This is a genomic window from Psychrobacter sp. I-STPA10 (genome assembly GCF_021012795.1).
GTDB lineage: Bacteria > Pseudomonadota > Gammaproteobacteria > Pseudomonadales > Moraxellaceae > Psychrobacter.
Window position 1 is genome coordinate 47,086 of the sequence record NZ_VFYU01000019.1, and the last position, 16,763, is coordinate 63,848.

At 39.6% G+C, this 16,763-nt stretch carries 10 protein-coding genes; 7 read left to right on the top strand and 3 right to left on the bottom strand.

Translation table 11 applies throughout. The annotated features are described in order from the left end of the window. Nucleotides 1-5 precede the first annotated feature (5 nt). A complete protein-coding gene (locus FHK89_RS10000; protein ID WP_230659612.1) occupies nucleotides 6-4,073 on the top strand; it encodes an AAA family ATPase in 4,068 nt (1,355 codons plus the stop codon). 333 nt (nucleotides 4,074-4,406) lie between these two features. Here the strand turns inward: FHK89_RS10000 and FHK89_RS10005 are convergent, their stop codons facing one another. Together FHK89_RS10005 and FHK89_RS10010 are read right to left on the bottom strand one after the other, a co-directional pair. After that, nucleotides 4,407-5,561: a DEAD/DEAH box helicase gene (locus tag FHK89_RS10005; RefSeq protein ID WP_230659637.1), complete on the bottom strand. Its 1,155-nt coding sequence runs from the start codon at nucleotides 5,559-5,561 to the stop codon at nucleotides 4,407-4,409. A 428-nt stretch (nucleotides 5,562-5,989) separates the two neighbouring features. Further along, nucleotides 5,990-6,202 carry a cold shock domain-containing protein gene (locus tag FHK89_RS10010; protein ID WP_227430965.1) on the bottom strand — a complete coding sequence of 71 codons (213 nt, stop codon included), beginning with the start codon at nucleotides 6,200-6,202 and terminating at the stop codon, nucleotides 5,990-5,992. Nucleotides 6,203-6,755: 553 nt separating this feature from the next. On the opposite strand from FHK89_RS10010, the gene aroQ reads away from it, so the two are divergent. Both aroQ and FHK89_RS10020 read left to right on the top strand, forming a co-directional pair. Then, complete coding sequence (gene aroQ, locus FHK89_RS10015) at nucleotides 6,756-7,250, top strand: type II 3-dehydroquinate dehydratase (RefSeq protein WP_230659615.1); 495 nt, start codon at nucleotides 6,756-6,758, stop codon at nucleotides 7,248-7,250. A gap of 154 nt (nucleotides 7,251-7,404) precedes the next feature. Further along, the gene (locus FHK89_RS10020) at nucleotides 7,405-8,703 is read left to right on the top strand and encodes an ABC1 kinase family protein (protein WP_230659618.1); all 1,299 of its coding nucleotides are present in this window, start codon (nucleotides 7,405-7,407) and stop codon (nucleotides 8,701-8,703) included. A 143-nt stretch (nucleotides 8,704-8,846) separates the two neighbouring features. Here the strand turns inward: FHK89_RS10020 and FHK89_RS10025 are convergent, their stop codons facing one another. Then, nucleotides 8,847-9,380, bottom strand: a complete 534-nt coding sequence (locus FHK89_RS10025) for a DUF2058 domain-containing protein (protein WP_230659621.1) — start codon at nucleotides 9,378-9,380, stop codon at nucleotides 8,847-8,849. Between the two features lie 179 nt (nucleotides 9,381-9,559). On the opposite strand from FHK89_RS10025, the gene FHK89_RS10030 reads away from it, so the two are divergent. The 4 genes from FHK89_RS10030 to FHK89_RS10045 all read left to right on the top strand — a co-directional run bounded on the left by FHK89_RS10030 (nucleotide 9,560) and on the right by FHK89_RS10045 (nucleotide 16,606). Beyond that, a complete protein-coding gene (locus FHK89_RS10030) occupies nucleotides 9,560-10,396 on the top strand; it encodes an enoyl-CoA hydratase (protein ID WP_230659624.1) in 837 nt (278 codons plus the stop codon). A 732-nt stretch (nucleotides 10,397-11,128) separates the two neighbouring features. Then, nucleotides 11,129-14,266: a TonB-dependent receptor domain-containing protein gene (locus FHK89_RS10035; protein ID WP_230659627.1), complete on the top strand. Its 3,138-nt coding sequence runs from the start codon at nucleotides 11,129-11,131 to the stop codon at nucleotides 14,264-14,266. Between the two features lie 327 nt (nucleotides 14,267-14,593). Then, a complete protein-coding gene (locus tag FHK89_RS10040) occupies nucleotides 14,594-16,000 on the top strand; it encodes an Lcl C-terminal domain-containing protein (RefSeq protein ID WP_230659630.1) in 1,407 nt (468 codons plus the stop codon). A gap of 54 nt (nucleotides 16,001-16,054) precedes the next feature. Next, nucleotides 16,055-16,606 carry an Lcl C-terminal domain-containing protein gene (locus tag FHK89_RS10045; RefSeq protein WP_230659633.1) on the top strand — a complete coding sequence of 184 codons (552 nt, stop codon included), beginning with the start codon at nucleotides 16,055-16,057 and terminating at the stop codon, nucleotides 16,604-16,606. Nucleotides 16,607-16,763: the final 157 nt, after the last annotated feature.

Below are 16,763 nucleotides of genomic sequence, written 5' to 3' on the forward strand. Positions count from 1 at the left end.
CAACCATGCGCATCTTAGAACTACGTTTTAAAAACCTAAACTCACTTAAAGGCGAATGGCACATTGACTTTAGCCATGACAGCTTTATTAACGAAGGCATCTTTGCCATTACAGGGCAGACAGGGGCAGGCAAAACCACCATCTTAGATGCCATCTGCTTGGCACTATATGGTGAAACACCTCGTATTCCCACCATCAGCAAATCGACCAATGAAGTGATGACTCGACAGACGGGCGAATGCTATGCTGAAGTGGTGATTGACCTAAATGGCACCTGCTATCGTTGCCGTTGGGGGCAACGCAGGGCTTATAACAAGCCTGACGGCAACCTACAAGATGCCACCCATGAAGTCGCCCTGATAACCCCAAAACCTGACCTAAACTCTGAGCAAAACGCCAACAATAAACAAGCTCAAAAAACAGGCGACAAAATCATCGAAAGTAAACTGTCGCGTACCAAAACAGCCATTATCGACTTGACAGGTATGGACTTTCAGCAATTTACCCGCTCTATTTTATTAGCACAGGGCAGTTTTTCAGCGTTTTTAAATGCCAAATCTGATGAACGTGCCGATATTCTAGAAAAAATCACTGGTACCGATATTTATGCCATCATCTCTGAAAGTGTCCATGAGAAAAAACGCCAAGAAGAAGAACTGTTAAAGCAATTAAAAGCCAAACTAGAAGGCATTGCCCTACTCAGTAGCGAAGAAGAACAACAGCTTAAAACCCAAGTACAACAGCTAAACGCAACGCAACATGAGCAACGCCATAAACTACAAGACATAAATAAAAAAATCACATGGCTAGAAGAAATTGAGCAACTTAAACACAACCTAAACACCTACCAAATCGAATATGATAAGGCACAACAAGCACAGCAAGCGTTTGCCAGTGAAGCAAAACGTCTGGCAATGGCAAATCAAGCATTAGAGATTGAAAGCCAATACAGTCAACTATGCCATCAGCGTCAACTGCTTACTCAGCGACAGCAAGAACAGCAACAACTACAAACCCTTATCCCACAACAACAACAGAAAACTCAGCAAAGTCAGCAAACACTGACTGAACACACACAAGCAGAAAAACAAGCAAATGCACAACTACAGCAACAACTGCCATTCATTAACAAAGCTCGCCAGCAAGACAATGAGCTATTGCACCAACGTCAAGGGCTAAATGAACAACATGAGCAACAAAACAACCTCACTGAGCAGATTGAGCGACTACAACAACAGCTTAGAACCCAACAAACCACCCAAACACAAACGCAGGCACAGCTTAAAGAAACACAAACATATTTAAGCAATCATCAACACCATCAAAACCTAACCCTTGATATTGAACAAGTTGACCATCATGGCACACAGCTCAAGCATTATTTACAGCAGACAATAACACTTGCTCAACAGCGACAGCAAAACCAGTCAGCTATGCAAGCATTGACACTTAAACAACAGCAACTGACACAACAACAAAGCCAAATCCACAGCCAAATTGGCGATAAAAAACAGCAATTAAGCAACCTACAACAGCAACTAACCACTCTGACACAAGGGCAAGCCGTTAGCCAATTACGTCAGCAACAAGAAGAGCTTAATCAGCAAATTAGCCAACTCGATAAGCTCCATGCTCAACTTGAGCAAATACAAAAAACCACGCAACAACTAAACAGCACTCATCAGCAACTGCCAAACCTAAACGGGCAAGCACAGCAACTGCATCAGCAAATACTAGATACACAAGCCGAGCTGAAACACGCCCAACAAAACCGACAGCAACAACAAGAAAAACTGTCGTTATTACAACAAGTTGCCAAACTTGAAGACTATATCGAGCTGTTACAAGACAATCAGCCCTGCCCGCTATGTGGTGCAACCGAGCATCCCTACGCCCATCAGCACCCCCTACACAGACAGACACAAACACAAAGTCAGAATAACAGCCAAAGCCAAAATGATGATGCGTCAGATACCCCCTCGCCCATCTCACCCACTTCGCCTATTGTCGAGGCACAAAACAAACTATCGCAACTTGATGACAATATCAGCAAGTATACTCAGCAAATTGCCGACTTGAACGTACAGTATGCCAATCATCAGGCACATATCAAACAACAACAGCAACAACTAAACGCCTTACATCATCAGCTCAACGAGCAACAACAAGGGATACAGCAACCATTACAAACGCTCAATCACTTAAAAACTACAACCCTAAGCAAAGCCTTAGAGGATTTAAATACCTCTACCGCATTACAGGCTATATTAGAAACCCAGCCATCACCGAGCAATGACGACTGGCAAACAGCCAACAACACCTTAACAAACCTCAATCAGCAAATAGCCAATGCAATGACAGAGGTGCAACAAGCTCAGCATAACGTAGCACAGCTAAAGCAAACCCTACATACACAGCTTGACCAATACGATGAGCTATCACAGCAAATCAGCACACAAAATAGCGAGCTTGAATACACACTACAAAATGAACAAAGCATCAAGGGTGAGCTTAACCAACTAAGTACTGACATTCAGCTACGACAACAGCAGGACAACAACCAACAAACACAAATTGAAAATAACTATCAACACCTTGAAAAACACATCACACAACTACGCACGCTGATACAAAAATATCATGTCGATAATATCCAATCAGCCGAATTGTGTTTAGATGACCTAAATGCCTTAACTAAGCAATTAACTGAACAGATAAATGAGCCAATAAGTAACAAAAACTTACTGGTAGAACAAGAGTTTGACATTTATCTAGAGCATTTACGCAACTACCGCAAAGCGTTAACCGAGTGCAAACAGACCTACCAAAGCAAACAGCAAGCAGAGCATGAGTTAGAAAAAACGCTTGGCACACTTGAAGCACAAATCCAAAGCAAACAACAGCAACTTAACGAGCAAAAACAAGCACTGACCCATATCACAGAAAGCATACAGGCAAAACAACAACATATTGATGAGCTTGTGCAAGCACGCCACGAATTATTTGCTGATAAAAACCCTGATAATGAAGAGCAACGCCTACGCCAACACCTAGATGACAGCAAAGACAAACTGGCTCAAAGCAAGACCGAATACGCCAGCCAGCAACAACGCTTACAACAGCTACAACAAGATGCAGAAAAACTGACGCAATTACTTAACCTTGCCAAACATAACTTAACCACTCAGCAGGCAAGTTTTGCCACCGCATTACAGCAACAACAATTTGCCGATGAGCAAGCCTTTTTGCAAGCACGGCTACCACAAAGTGAGCGGGAACAACTAAGCCAACAGCAAAACCAACTGGCATCGCAATTACAACAAGCCCATTTATTACTGACCCAAACTCAGCAAACGCTTAACGCTAAACAACAAAACCCCCTCACCGATGCCGATAAAGACAGCTTATTGCAAATCCAGCAAGACACCAGCCAACAAGCCGATAATATCGCTGAGCAGATTGGGGCGATTAACCAACAGCTTAATAGCAACTTGGCAAAAAAAGCCGATGTGCAGAGCCAAGTCGATGCCATCGAAACCCAAAAGCAAGAATATCAAATATGGCAACAGCTCCATCATTTAATTGGCTCAGCCGATGGCAAAAAGTTTCGCACCTTTGCTCAGGGCTTAACCTTTGAAATCATGGTGAAACATGCCAATACGCAACTGCACAAAATGAGTGACCGTTATCTACTTATCCGTGATGACAGCAACCCACTTGAGCTAAACGTCATTGATAACTATCAAGGCGGTGAGATACGCAGTAGTAAAAACCTATCAGGGGGTGAAGGCTTTATCATCAGTCTGGCTTTGGCTTTGGGACTATCACAAATGGCAAGCCAAAATATTCGCGTGGATTCACTGTTTTTGGACGAAGGCTTTGGCACGCTTGATGAAGATTCGCTCGATATTGCCTTAGAGACGCTGACCAACTTGCAACAAGAAGGCAAACTCATTGGCGTTATCTCGCATGTGCAGGCGTTAAAAGAGCGTATCTTAACCCAAATCAAGGTGGAAAAAGGGGCTGGTGGCTACAGCCAGTTATCAGGGGTGGGCTGTCGTAAGGTGGAGTGATATAGTCAAAGAACTACTAAACAGCTACGGTGTTGCCCTCGTTTGCTGTACTAACTGTACTATCTTCACTCGGTCGCCTTGTATCTGTTTTAGTATTCTTCGTCTATACATAGCGAAGTATAAGTAAAATAGAGTAATCATCTATCATTTTACCTGCATTGCGGTGACCATTTTTCCTGCATTGCAGCGACTTTGATATAAAATCACCCTACGATTATTAGGTTTCAATGTTTTTGAGTAATTAACCTACCAACCAAAACCAGTCAAACAGTTTTAACAAAAATAGATTGTTTTAGTGAAGGGATATATCTAAGACTTATTTACAAACCCAACCTAAAAACTTAAATACTCAAGATCAAACTTAGTCTGTAAGTGGGTCTCTAGAGCAGGCAAATTAAACGCATCATCTTCACTAACAAAGCTGATACTAATACCCGTCTGCCCTGCCCGCCCCGTACGCCCAATACGGTGCACATAATCATCAGGCTGATCAGGCAGGGTATAATTAATCACATGGCTTACCTCATCGACATGAATACCCCGCCCTGCCACATCTGTTGCCACCATAATGGCAGCTTTATCAGATTTAAAACGCTCTAAGTACTTTTCACGCTGAGCTTGTGCCACATCACCTGAGAGCATCACTGTGTCAAATTGCCCTCGTAGCGCCTGATACAAGCGTTTTACCTGATCTTTACGATTGGCAAATATCATCACTTTATTGACATCAGGCTGCTGCAAGATTCGCTTTAATGCCTCAAGCTTTTTGTCTTCAGTCATGATATAAAAATGCTGTTGTACCAGCTCACTGGTTTTGTGCTCAGGCTCAATTTCTACAAACACAGGCTGATACAACCAGCGATAAGCAAGATTCATCACATCTTGATTAAATGTCGCTGAAAATAGCAAGCTTTGACGATCGGTATTAGGTGGCATTTTTGCAATTAAGCGTTTCACATCAGGTATAAAACCCATGTCCAACATTCTATCGGCTTCATCTAATACCAACACTTCAATGCGATCCAAAAACACCTCACTGCGCTGAATCAAATCAATCAAACGTCCTGGTGTGGCAATGATAATATCAACAAAATCCTTTTCTAATTGTTGTTGCTGTTGTTGATAGTCAACACCACCCATCAGACACACACTATGCAGTGAAATATATCGAGTCATCTGCAAGCAGTCTTCATAAATCTGCTGTGCCAACTCTCGGGTTGGTGCTAGGATAAGTGCACGTGGCTCACCTAAATAACGCTGCTCATCTTTTGCAAAGGGACGCTTTAATAAACTTTCTATCAACGTTAGTAAAAAGGTCGCGGTTTTACCCGTCCCCGTTTGTGCTTGTCCAATAGCATCTTGCCCTGCTAACGTATGCGGCAAGATTTGGGCTTGTATTGGTGTGAGCTGCTCAAACCCCAAATCTTCTGTTGCCTTTAAAACAGCGTTTGATAAAGGCAACGAATCAAACGTGGTAAATACGGACAACGGATCAGCAGTATTTTCTTGTCCCTTGTCAGATACAGCAGCTGATGGATTCTGGCTTGATGATGAGTTGGGTATTGAGGTTGAGATAGACAACAGAAATTTCCTTATTAATATCTGGTTATTTGATTATTATTTTTTGACAAAAAATAAGCCAGCATAAAGGATTGATGATGGCAAATCCTTTATGCTGGCTTAAATACTGGCATATCTGGTATCAGTTGTCACGTTACATTTGCAATGAAATGGCTAAGTAAAGTGCACAGTGTATATAACAATAAGGACAAAAAGACCACCCTTCTCATAAGAAAAAGGTGGATGGCTTGTTCAATGACTAAATTAGCCTACTTAGTGACTAAATATTAATGACTAAAGAAAATCTATAGTATCAATAATATTACCAATAAAGGCAATTGGGCTGCTTTATTGTACTATTGTACTTTAGTGACTTCTTCAGCTTGTAAGCCTTTTTGACCTTCAACAACTTTAAATTCAACTTTCTCACCATCTTGTAGTGAACGATAACCCTCACCTTGAATGGCACGAAAATGGACAAAGATATCCTCACCACTTTCACGTTGAATAAAGCCAAAGCCTTTAGAATCATTAAACCATTTAACCACACCTTGCTCACGATCTGACATAATATTACTTCCTAAACAAACAAAAAAATACCAGTACTTAAATAACTATTAGCAACTCCAGTAAACCCTACCAACAGCTTTTACCTTTTACAGTTATCATACTGATGTTTACATTACACCACAGTTAGTAGCATATCATCTATCTATTATTGATGAAGATGCCATACACCTAACAATACAACATTCATCACCTATTTTCAAAGCAAAAAACTAAGAAAAATCACAAAAAAAGATAGATAACTACCATATTAGAAACACACTCTATATTGTTACTGAACTCAGTGCTATCATAATCCTCTTAACTGATGTTAACTGATTAAAAAATAACCATTTAACTCAGTTAATCACTAAATGACCTAACAATCATTATTCTAATTGAATTCACCAGTTATTTAATATACTTCATATAAGCAAAAGTTATATATAGATTTGAAGCACATACAGCAATAATACAGAAATATTTTTCTCTTAAAAAATATCATATCATGCTAATTTTACAACACAAAGTATTTTATTATAATTTCCTCTACTTTCTTTGTTCTTTGGAGTTTAAATGACTGCTGTACTAAGTGAAAACCAACAAACTTCTACTCTTAACAAACGAGTTTTGTTATTAAATGGTCCTAATTTGAATTTACTGGGTAAGCGTGAGCCTGAGATTTATGGATATGACACACTGACCGACATCGAAAATAGACTTAAAAAGCAAGCACAACAGCATGATATTACCTTAATCTGCCATCAATCGAATCATGAAGGCGAACTGGTTGATATCATTCATCAATATGGACTATTAAAACCCAAAGCTGAGCAAGTACAAGCCATTATTATTAATCCTGCGGCATTTACCCATACCTCAGTGGCGCTACGAGATGCCTTACTTGCTGTCTGTGTACCTTTTATCGAAGTACATTTGTCTAATGTGCACAAACGTGAACCTTTTCGCCATCATTCATATTTTAGCGATTGTGCCATTGGGGTGATATGTGGACTGGGTGCACAAGGCTATGAGATGGCATTACAGTATATTATTGCACAGCAACGATGACTTGATGAATGGTTGGATGGATAATTTGTTAATAACTTATTAAACTTCTGGCAAATAACTTGTATAGTATTCATCTAACCCCTACTTTATAAACGGTTATAAGAACTCACCTCCAAACACCTTCATACACTAAAACGCTAAGGTAATTTGTATTATGGCATCCTCAAGCAAACGCTTTATGAAACTGGCAGGTATGACCGCCAGTATTGCTGGTAAGGCGGCAAAAAACTCTCTCAAACATCTTTCAAGCGATCAAGACAAACGCAATGAAGCACGTTCTGAGTTAATGAAAGATGTGGGACTACAGATTGCTGATACATTAGGAGAGATGAAAGGGGCCGTGATGAAGGTTGGACAAATTGCTTCACAGTACAAAGATGTGTTCCCGCCTGAGATTGCCGCATCATTAGAAAAACTACAAAAAGATGCCCCTGCCATGCCCTATGAGGTGATAAAAAAACAAGTTGAACGTGAGCTTGGTGAACCAATCGAAACCAGCTTTGCTCAATTTGAGACCACTCCATTTGCCGCCGCTTCAATCGGTCAAGTACATAAAGCAGTATTGCCCTCAGGACAACGAGTGGTGGTTAAAGTACAATACCCTGATGTTGATAAAAACTGTGACAGTGACCTAAAACAAGTCCGTATGGCACTAAAAATTGCTGGCGTGCTAAATATGGATCGCAAGCTACAAGATCAAATATTTAATGAGATTCGAAGCAGTCTGCATGATGAATTAGACTACGTTAAAGAAGCGCATAATTTGGCAATATTTGCTGATTTTCATCGTGATGATACGGGGTTGATCATTCCCAAAGTCATCTCTAGCCATTCTGCTAAACGGGTACTGACCTTAACCGAAGAGTTGGGGGAGCCTTTATCAGTGGCAGCAACGTGGGATAATGAGATCAAACAAAAAATTGCCAAACGCTTATTTCACTTTAGTGCAGGGCAGTTATTTGAGCTATATCGTATGCACTGTGATCCACATCCCGGGAACTTTGCCTTTCGCCCTGATGGCAGTGTCATTGCCTATGATTTTGGCGGTATTCGTAGCTATAGTGATGCCGAAGTACAGTTATTTCGCCGCTTTATCCTACATGCTTTGCGGGCAGATATTACTGCCATGGAGCAAGATTTGGTGGCATTGGGTATCCGCCGCAAAGATGATGAAATTATTCCTAGTGAATTCTACCAACGCTGGCTACAGATTAGCCTAAAACCTTTATCTATCCCACCCTATCACCAGGGTGAGTTTGACTATGGCACCAGCAATGTTCATTTTGAAGTCATGGAACAACTTAAAGAATCATTAAAATACTTAAATCAATTTCAACCCTCTGCCACTACCATGATGGTAGATAGAACCGTCTCAGGGCAGTATTGGAATTTAGTCAATCTTGGTGTCAGCGTTGACTTTCTAGAAGATGTCAAAACTTATATTGACTTTTAAGAAGATGCTAGCCAGTAATAAGCAAAACATCAAGCGTTTTGTTATATAACAACTGACCGCCATCAGTTTATACTTTTAGCGGTCTTTAGCGAGGAGGGCTTTGGGTCGGTTTTGTATTGCTTTTTGGATTGCCGCGACTATATTTACCACATCAAATCATCTGGAATCACATAAGCAGCATAAGGATCATCCTCTGCTATCTCATTCTCTGATTTATCATTAGACACCACAATAAAGCCTTCCATCTTGCTATTAATACGATCTGCTAAGGGGCGTGGTAGTAAAGCGTATTCTTCATCAAAACGGGCAATCACCACATGACCTGCCACAATTTGATCATATAGTTTTTGGGTCACATTAAGCTTTTTTATCTTTGTGCCATCAACAAACTGATAACTGATGTCTCCTTGGGTATCTGTAATCTGATGCTGCTTAATCATCTGCACAATATTTGCCTTAAGCATTTTTTCTTCTAAAACTTGCTGCTTTTGTTGATTGAGTTTTTGATCCTTAGCAAGTTTGTTGGCTTGCGCCTCTGCCACCGCTTTTTTGCTTTCGATATCTGCGGCACTGCCCGTACGCTTCGCATGTTGTGACTGTTTATTTATTTTTTTTGCTTTTTTGCTATCCACCAATCCAGCTTTTAATAGCTGCGCCTGTAAGGCATTTTTAACCATAACACAATCACCTAAAGTTGATAAAAAATTAAAATAGACAAAAAGTAGCACTGTCTAAATCATATATTCTATGGTAGCAAATTTCAGTTAAAATGGTTTAGAATATTTTTATGCGACTATTGTTAAGTCAAACAATATAATAGCAAAACTACCTTATCTCAAAGGTCAAGGATGACAAAATGACACACACTAACAATCGCTCCACTAACAACCCATCTAATAATCCAGCAAACAACTTAGAAGATCCATTTCTAATCAGAGAAGATAATGAGGCAGTGATAACACTTACCCTCAATCGTGCGAAGCAGTTTAATGCGCTATCGGTTGATATGTTACATGCTTTGCAAACTGAGCTAGATGATATTGCGACACAAAAGAATATCCGAGTTGTGGTCATACAAGCAACAGGCAAAGCATTTTGTGCAGGTCATAATCTCAAAGAAATGCGCGCAAATTCTGACAAGGATTTTTATAACCACTTATTTGATCAATGCAGCCAAGTGATGCTAACCATCAATCGCATGCCGCAGATTGTCATTGCTAAAGTACAAGGCATCGCTACTGCTGCTGGTTGCCAGTTAGTGGCGGCTTGCGATTTAGCAGTGGCAGCAGATACCGCTAAGTTTGCCACCTCTGGCATCAATGTCGGACTATTTTGCTCCACACCTGCGGTTGCCGTTAGCCGCAATCTACCTCGTAAACAAGCTTTTGAGATGCTTATCACTGGTGAATTTATTGATGCCTCTACCGCCCTGCAACAAGGACTTATCAACCGCATTGCTGCTGCTGACCAGCTAGATGAAGCCTTACAACAGTTAATCAATGCCATTACTGATAAATCTGCTGTTGCCGTAACCACGGGTAAAACAATGTTTTACCAACAGCTAGATATGAGCCTTGAAGCAGCTTATGACTATACCAGAGAAGTGATGGTCAACAATATGATGGCAGATGATGTGGCAGAAGGTATCGATGCATTTATTGAAAAACGCCATCCTATTTGGCGTGATTGCTAGAGTAAACACGATTAAAACGATCAACAAAGTTATTATTTATCACTTATTATATGAATCCAAGCTATACCCCACTCTCAACTTCAACCCCCTGCTAGCCTTCCCCTTACTTCAGGAGGAGGGTTTAGGAGGGGTCATATACCAAATTATTAAAATAATTTGAGAGTGAAGTAATTTATACTAACTATTAACTAACTACGTAACCCAAACCATTGATAACATCAATCCCAAATCCCTACATTACCAAACACCCCAATATAATCCTGCTTTAACCCCTTATTTCTACTTATTTTTTTGCATTATTTACTATTATAGGACTTACGCAAAAGTACGATATTTGTCTTAATCAAGCGGCTGGGAATTATTTACGAAGCCTCTGGAACTACGTACAGCCAGCGAGTAAATGATTACCAGACGCTAATAATTTATGAAACTGCGTAAGTCCTATATTACTTATTTTTTGTAAATACAAAAAGACACATAACACCATAACTTGTTATTGATAATAACTCTCATTTATATTAGTATTATTTTTAACATAAACAGACAATACTGCATCATAGCCTTTTCAATTTAACTGTTTGTCATCACTGAATGTTTATTCAGCTAGATTTCAACAATGCTCAATTCCTTATAACACTATTGGTTGCAATGACACATCTTTGGCAATTTATAGATATTTAAATAAAACTCAATAACAGCAACGCCCATTAGGGTTTCACTAACGAGTTACTTATGCAAATAACTAACATTACGACTATAACCAGCAAGCCCTGCTTACTTTATCTGTCTATTATCGCCTTAATGAATACAGCAGCGGCGGCTACGGCAGATACCACCCTACCCTCAACAACGGTTGACCCTATTGTTGTAGTTGCTTCCAAAGAAACCACCATAAAAACCCCTATTTCTGCTCATGATGTCTATGACAATGATGAATCTAGTACCTATAGCAATCAAGAACAGCTAGAGCGCTATATTGGTGAATCACCTGCCGATGTGTTTAAGGGGATGGTAGGGGTTTATAGTGGTGATGCTCGTAATAGCGGTGCGATTGATCCTAACGTGCGTGGTATTCAAGGCGAAGGACGTGTACCTGTCACTATTGATGGTACTGAGCAGGCAATCACTGCAAATCGTGGCTATCAAGGTGCGAGTAATCGCAACTATATCGACCCTTTATTGATTAGTGATGTAAAGGTAAGTAAAGGGGCGTCAATGGAGCGTGGTATCCACTCTTCAGTTGGTGGTGCAGTGACCATTAATACCATCAATGTTAATGATGTATTAACAGATGATGCCAGTTTTGGTATTAACTTCAAAGGTATTATTGGCAACAATGCTACCGAAGCGAATGCCATTAATCCTACAGACTATGTTGGTGATAATGCCAGTAATTATTCGACAGATATTTATCCAATTGCGCCTGATGTGGCAAGAAATCCTGACGTTGTTAAAGTTTTTGAAAATGGCATAGGACGAGTACCAAGAAAAGACGTCAATGCCTTTACTAATTTGGGCTTGGTTGGTAAAACACCCGAGCGTAACAAAATGACGACCAGCTTTGATGACAAAGCTTATCGTATTGCCATAGCTGGGCGTACTGAGTGGGTAGAAGGGGTTGCAGCATATAGCCATCGTGAGCGAGGCAATTATTTCGCAGGTGCACGAGGCAGTGATGATTATCGCAGTGATACGCCAAATATGCAGCGGGATTTAAGCCAGTTTCCCTCTTATATGGCAGATGTCTATCGTCCGCATCAAGAAGTACCCAATAGCTCTAACGAAAATACCTCCTATTTGGCAAAAATTACCTTTAAGCCAACAGATACACAAGCATTACAGTTTGGTTACCGTCATACAGATGTAGTGACGGGTGATATCATGCCATTTCGTGTTGCTGACGACCGTCCAAGCACTGAGTTTGCCACCACAGGGCGTTTGCCACAGTGGCCTTTGAGCAACATTGATTTAGATGCTTATCATATCCGCTATAAATGGCAGCCTGATAATCCTTGGATAGACTTAGATGGTACATTATGGCATACAGACACTACGACAGTTACCCATAATTCTGGTGGCTCACCACTGAGTATGATTGGTCAATTTTTTGGCAGCGATAGTGATAAGTTTAATCAATATAAGCAAGGATTTATCCAACAGTTTCAAGGTGAATTTCCTGGAGTGGTTAATTGTCCCAACAGCGTGATAAGAAGTCCAGACTATTCTACACCTGCTAAGGCTGCTGATAAATGTGTGCAAGCTGCCAGATTGTATCAAAATACCTTTAAAAGTAACTCAGAATCTAGTATTCATAATACCCGTTATGGTTTGCGCTTAAGTAATCAAAGTCAGCTGACAGACACGTTATCGATGACTTTATCGGGCAACTATCAACAAGAGCAGCTTGAGGCAGATAATGCAGCCACAGGTATTCCTGGATTATTTACTGTCGCTCCAGGTAAAGGACGACGACGCTCAGGTGATGTCAGTATTAATTTTAATTATCAGCCATATGATTGGTTAGAGTTGGCTGCTGGAGCACGTTATGACCGCTACTGGGCAATAGATGATTATGTCAATGAAGCCCGTGCCAGACATGAGCTGATCAATCAGCGAAAAATAGAAACCCATAAGCTTTTAAATGGATTTTATAAGGCAAATGAAACGGTACAGCAGGCTTTACAAGACTACCGTGCTGGCAAAATCAAATCGAATCAATACAGCCGTATCTATGATCAATATTACCCTGGCAAAGGTAATTATGGTGGTATAGATTTTGGTGATAATGTTGGTATCATTGAAAATGGGCAAGAAGGGGTAGCGTATGTGCCAATGCGAGAAGAAATACCGTGGTATCCTGACCAAAATGGTGTATATCATCGTGAAGATAATATCTTCTTAAATGGAGAAGCCAAAAAACTAGGCATATTACGTCCTGCTAAAAGTGAGGGCAAGACAGGCTTTCCACAATATATCTTAGTGAGTGATGGCAGTGGTGACCCCTTTGAGCCTACCCCTGCCAAAGAAGGTTGGGGCTGGGTACCCAGTGTCAGTGCAGCAGTACGCTTGCCTTGGGAGGCTCGAGTTTATGGACGTTATGCGCAGACCACTCGTATGCCGAGTATGTTTGAGTCCATCGCTACCTTTGCCAAAAACATCAACCACTATGATCCTGTCTCACCAGAGCGTGGCACCAATATCGAGGTTGGTTATGTGCAAGATTTAACACCTTGGTTTAATGATGCACGCTTTGCTGATGCAAAACTGGTTTATTATGATAATACCATCCGTGATGTGGTCGATAGAGAATTTGGGCTACAAAGTAACTTGCGTAACTTTGATAAACAACACATATCTGGGCTAGAGCTACAAAGCCGTTATGATGATGGGCAGTATTTTGGTGACTTTAGTGTGGGCTATACTTTAGAAAACCAAGTCTGTGATGCTGATTATGCCGTCACACAAGACCCTTATTATGCCCAAGTACCTGATTGTGTTGAGCAAGGATTTTTTGGTGGTTTCTTATTTAATATGGCACAGCCCAAATATATGCTGGATTTAACCCTCGGTACTCGTCTACTCGATGAAAAACTGGAGATGGGAACTCGTATCCACCATCATAGTGGCTCGGTCAAAAATGTGTATAAATTAAACTACGGAGATGTAGGCAATGCATTTGTCAATATTCCTTATAGCTGGTCGCCTGTGACAACATTTGACTACTTTTTGAGCTATGAAGTGTTCAAAGACAGTAAGTTACAGCTATCAGCTACCAATATAACAGATGAATATTACCTAGACCCATTAACTCGTACCCTAATGCCTGCACCAGGGCGAGCACTGCATCTGAGTTTTGAGACTAAGTTTTAATAGATGATTAAAAGATGTATTGCACTTTATCCTCCTTAACCGAGGAGGATTTTTATATTTGGTTATTTATTATTAAACTTACTGATTTACAACAGAACCTTTATTAATTGTATTGCATATTGAAATAATAATTACTATTATTAAAGAGTGTTGCAGGGTGTTACCCTTAAAAATGCAAATTATTTATCTTGCTATAAGGTCGAATGAAGTACTTCTTATCGACTATTTTTTTGCTCTTAGTATGTAAATGATTATTATTTTTATTATCATTAGCATATATTTATCTAGCTGTATTTATATAATCATAAATAAGACAGGAGAAAAACCATGCAAACCCATTTTAAAACTAAGCAGCTCTGCGTTGCCATCACCCTAGCCATGAGTGCTATTGGCTTAACTGCTTGTGGCGGTGGTAGTAGTGGTGGTAATGTGCCGATTGTTAAAGAGTATGATAGCTTTATTGGTGGAGCAGATTCACTAAGTCAGCATGCCTTTGCTAATACCACACACGAACTACCCAAACTTAGTAAAAATGGCTTACCATTAAAATATACATACCGTGAAAATAGTGAAGAGTTTTGTACTCTATCTGCAGATGGTTATAGTGTTAAATTACTGCCTAATAAAGAAAATAAAATCAATAGATGTGATTTATGGGTAGATAACCAAGGGGGTAATGCTAGATTTAAAGGTATTTCTAGTGCTTATGTGATTGATATTTATCCTGTCTGTGAAGATGGACAGAAAAATGGTGAGCAAAGCCATTTATGTATTCCAACAGCAACTACTATTGATCCCATATCAGCACCTGTGACCAATGTTAATCAAGATCTCAAATTTACTGTATCTGGCTATAACCTAAAAGGTAACTTAGATAAGTTAAAAATCAAAACTGATGCTTGTAGTGATATTAAACGCTCTAAAGATGCTGTAACGGATTACACAGACAAAGACTCTTTTGTTATAAGCTGTATTCCAGATACGGCTGGTACATTTGATCTGACTATTAGTGATGGTACAACACAGCTTCTAAAATCGCAGATCAATGTTGAGTTGCCTAAAGTAATTGGAGGTAAAGACATACTATTTAAAACAGGTATAACCACCTGCTCAACTGATACAGAAAAAAACATGGATTGTAAGAAATTATCAGAGGACTGGATTGGTCTAAACCAAGACGGTGAAGTACAAGCAGGGGCAGACTTTAAGTATAGCAAAAAAATACACCAAAACCCCACTACTCATGAAACAGAAACTTGTATTCAAGATGATGTCACTGGGCTGATGTGGGAAACTAAAACCGATGATGATGGACTACGTGATAAAGACTGGGCTTATACTTGGTTCAATCCTAATAACTCTGAAAATGGTGGTACAAAAGGCTCACCAGGTAAAGATACCTGTGGTGGTACGCTAGCCACCTCTGGTAATAAGTGTAATAGCAAAGCCTATATCGATAGACTCAATGAGATTCAATATTGTGGCTATAATGACTGGAGATTACCTGAAGCTAATGAATTAATAGGTTTATTAGATTACGGTCAACTCAAGCCTCCACTGGTTAACAAACAATATTTTACTCAACCAATTAATTATAGATTTTTTATGACAGCAACTACTGCTAGCTACTTTACAAGCTTTATGGCTATTGATTTTGCATCTGGAGTAGTAAATGAAGGACATAAAGATTCAGAACAGGCATCTTATGCAATTAGGGCAGTACGTGCAGACTAAAGCTATATAAAAAATATTAAGTTGATTTTAACTATCTGATATGAAGGAAAAAAAATGAATATTACAAAGATATATCAAGCTCTAGCTATCAGCAGTTTATTAGTAATAGCAAGCTCTGCTAACGCTCTTGAGCAGCAATGTAATGAAAAGAGTAGAAGGACAGCACAAAACGATCGCTACGAAGTTATTGGCAATGGTGAAGAGGTTAAAGATAAGCAAACAGGGTTGATTTGGCAACGTTGTGTAGTTGGAGAAACGTGGGATGGTAATAGCTGTACAGGTGTAGAAGATAGTAAATCTTTAACATGGCATGAGGCACTAAAGGTAGCTAAAGCTAAAGCAGACAGCACTAAAAAACCTTATCGTGTTCCTAATATTAAAGAACTAGCAAGCTTAACTAGCTATGGTTGTAGTCCTTCCTTCAATACTACCTATTTTGAAACAGGGGTAGAAATTTTTGATTTTATAGATAATGCTATAGTGTGGTCTTCATCACCTAATATAGGAGAGAAAGGTTCTTCTTATACTTACAGCCAACATGACGGAATAGTACGTATTTTCAACGTAAATGAAACTTATGCAGTGCGTCTAGTGCGTAGTGAGTAGCATTGTAAATTTTTGTAAAAATTAAATAATAATGATTCTCATTGTTATTTATAGCTGTTATTCTTATGTAAGACAGATTGAAAAATATATAAATATTACAATCTGTCATCCCACTCTCAACTTTATTTTATAAAATCATATATGACCCCTCCCATAC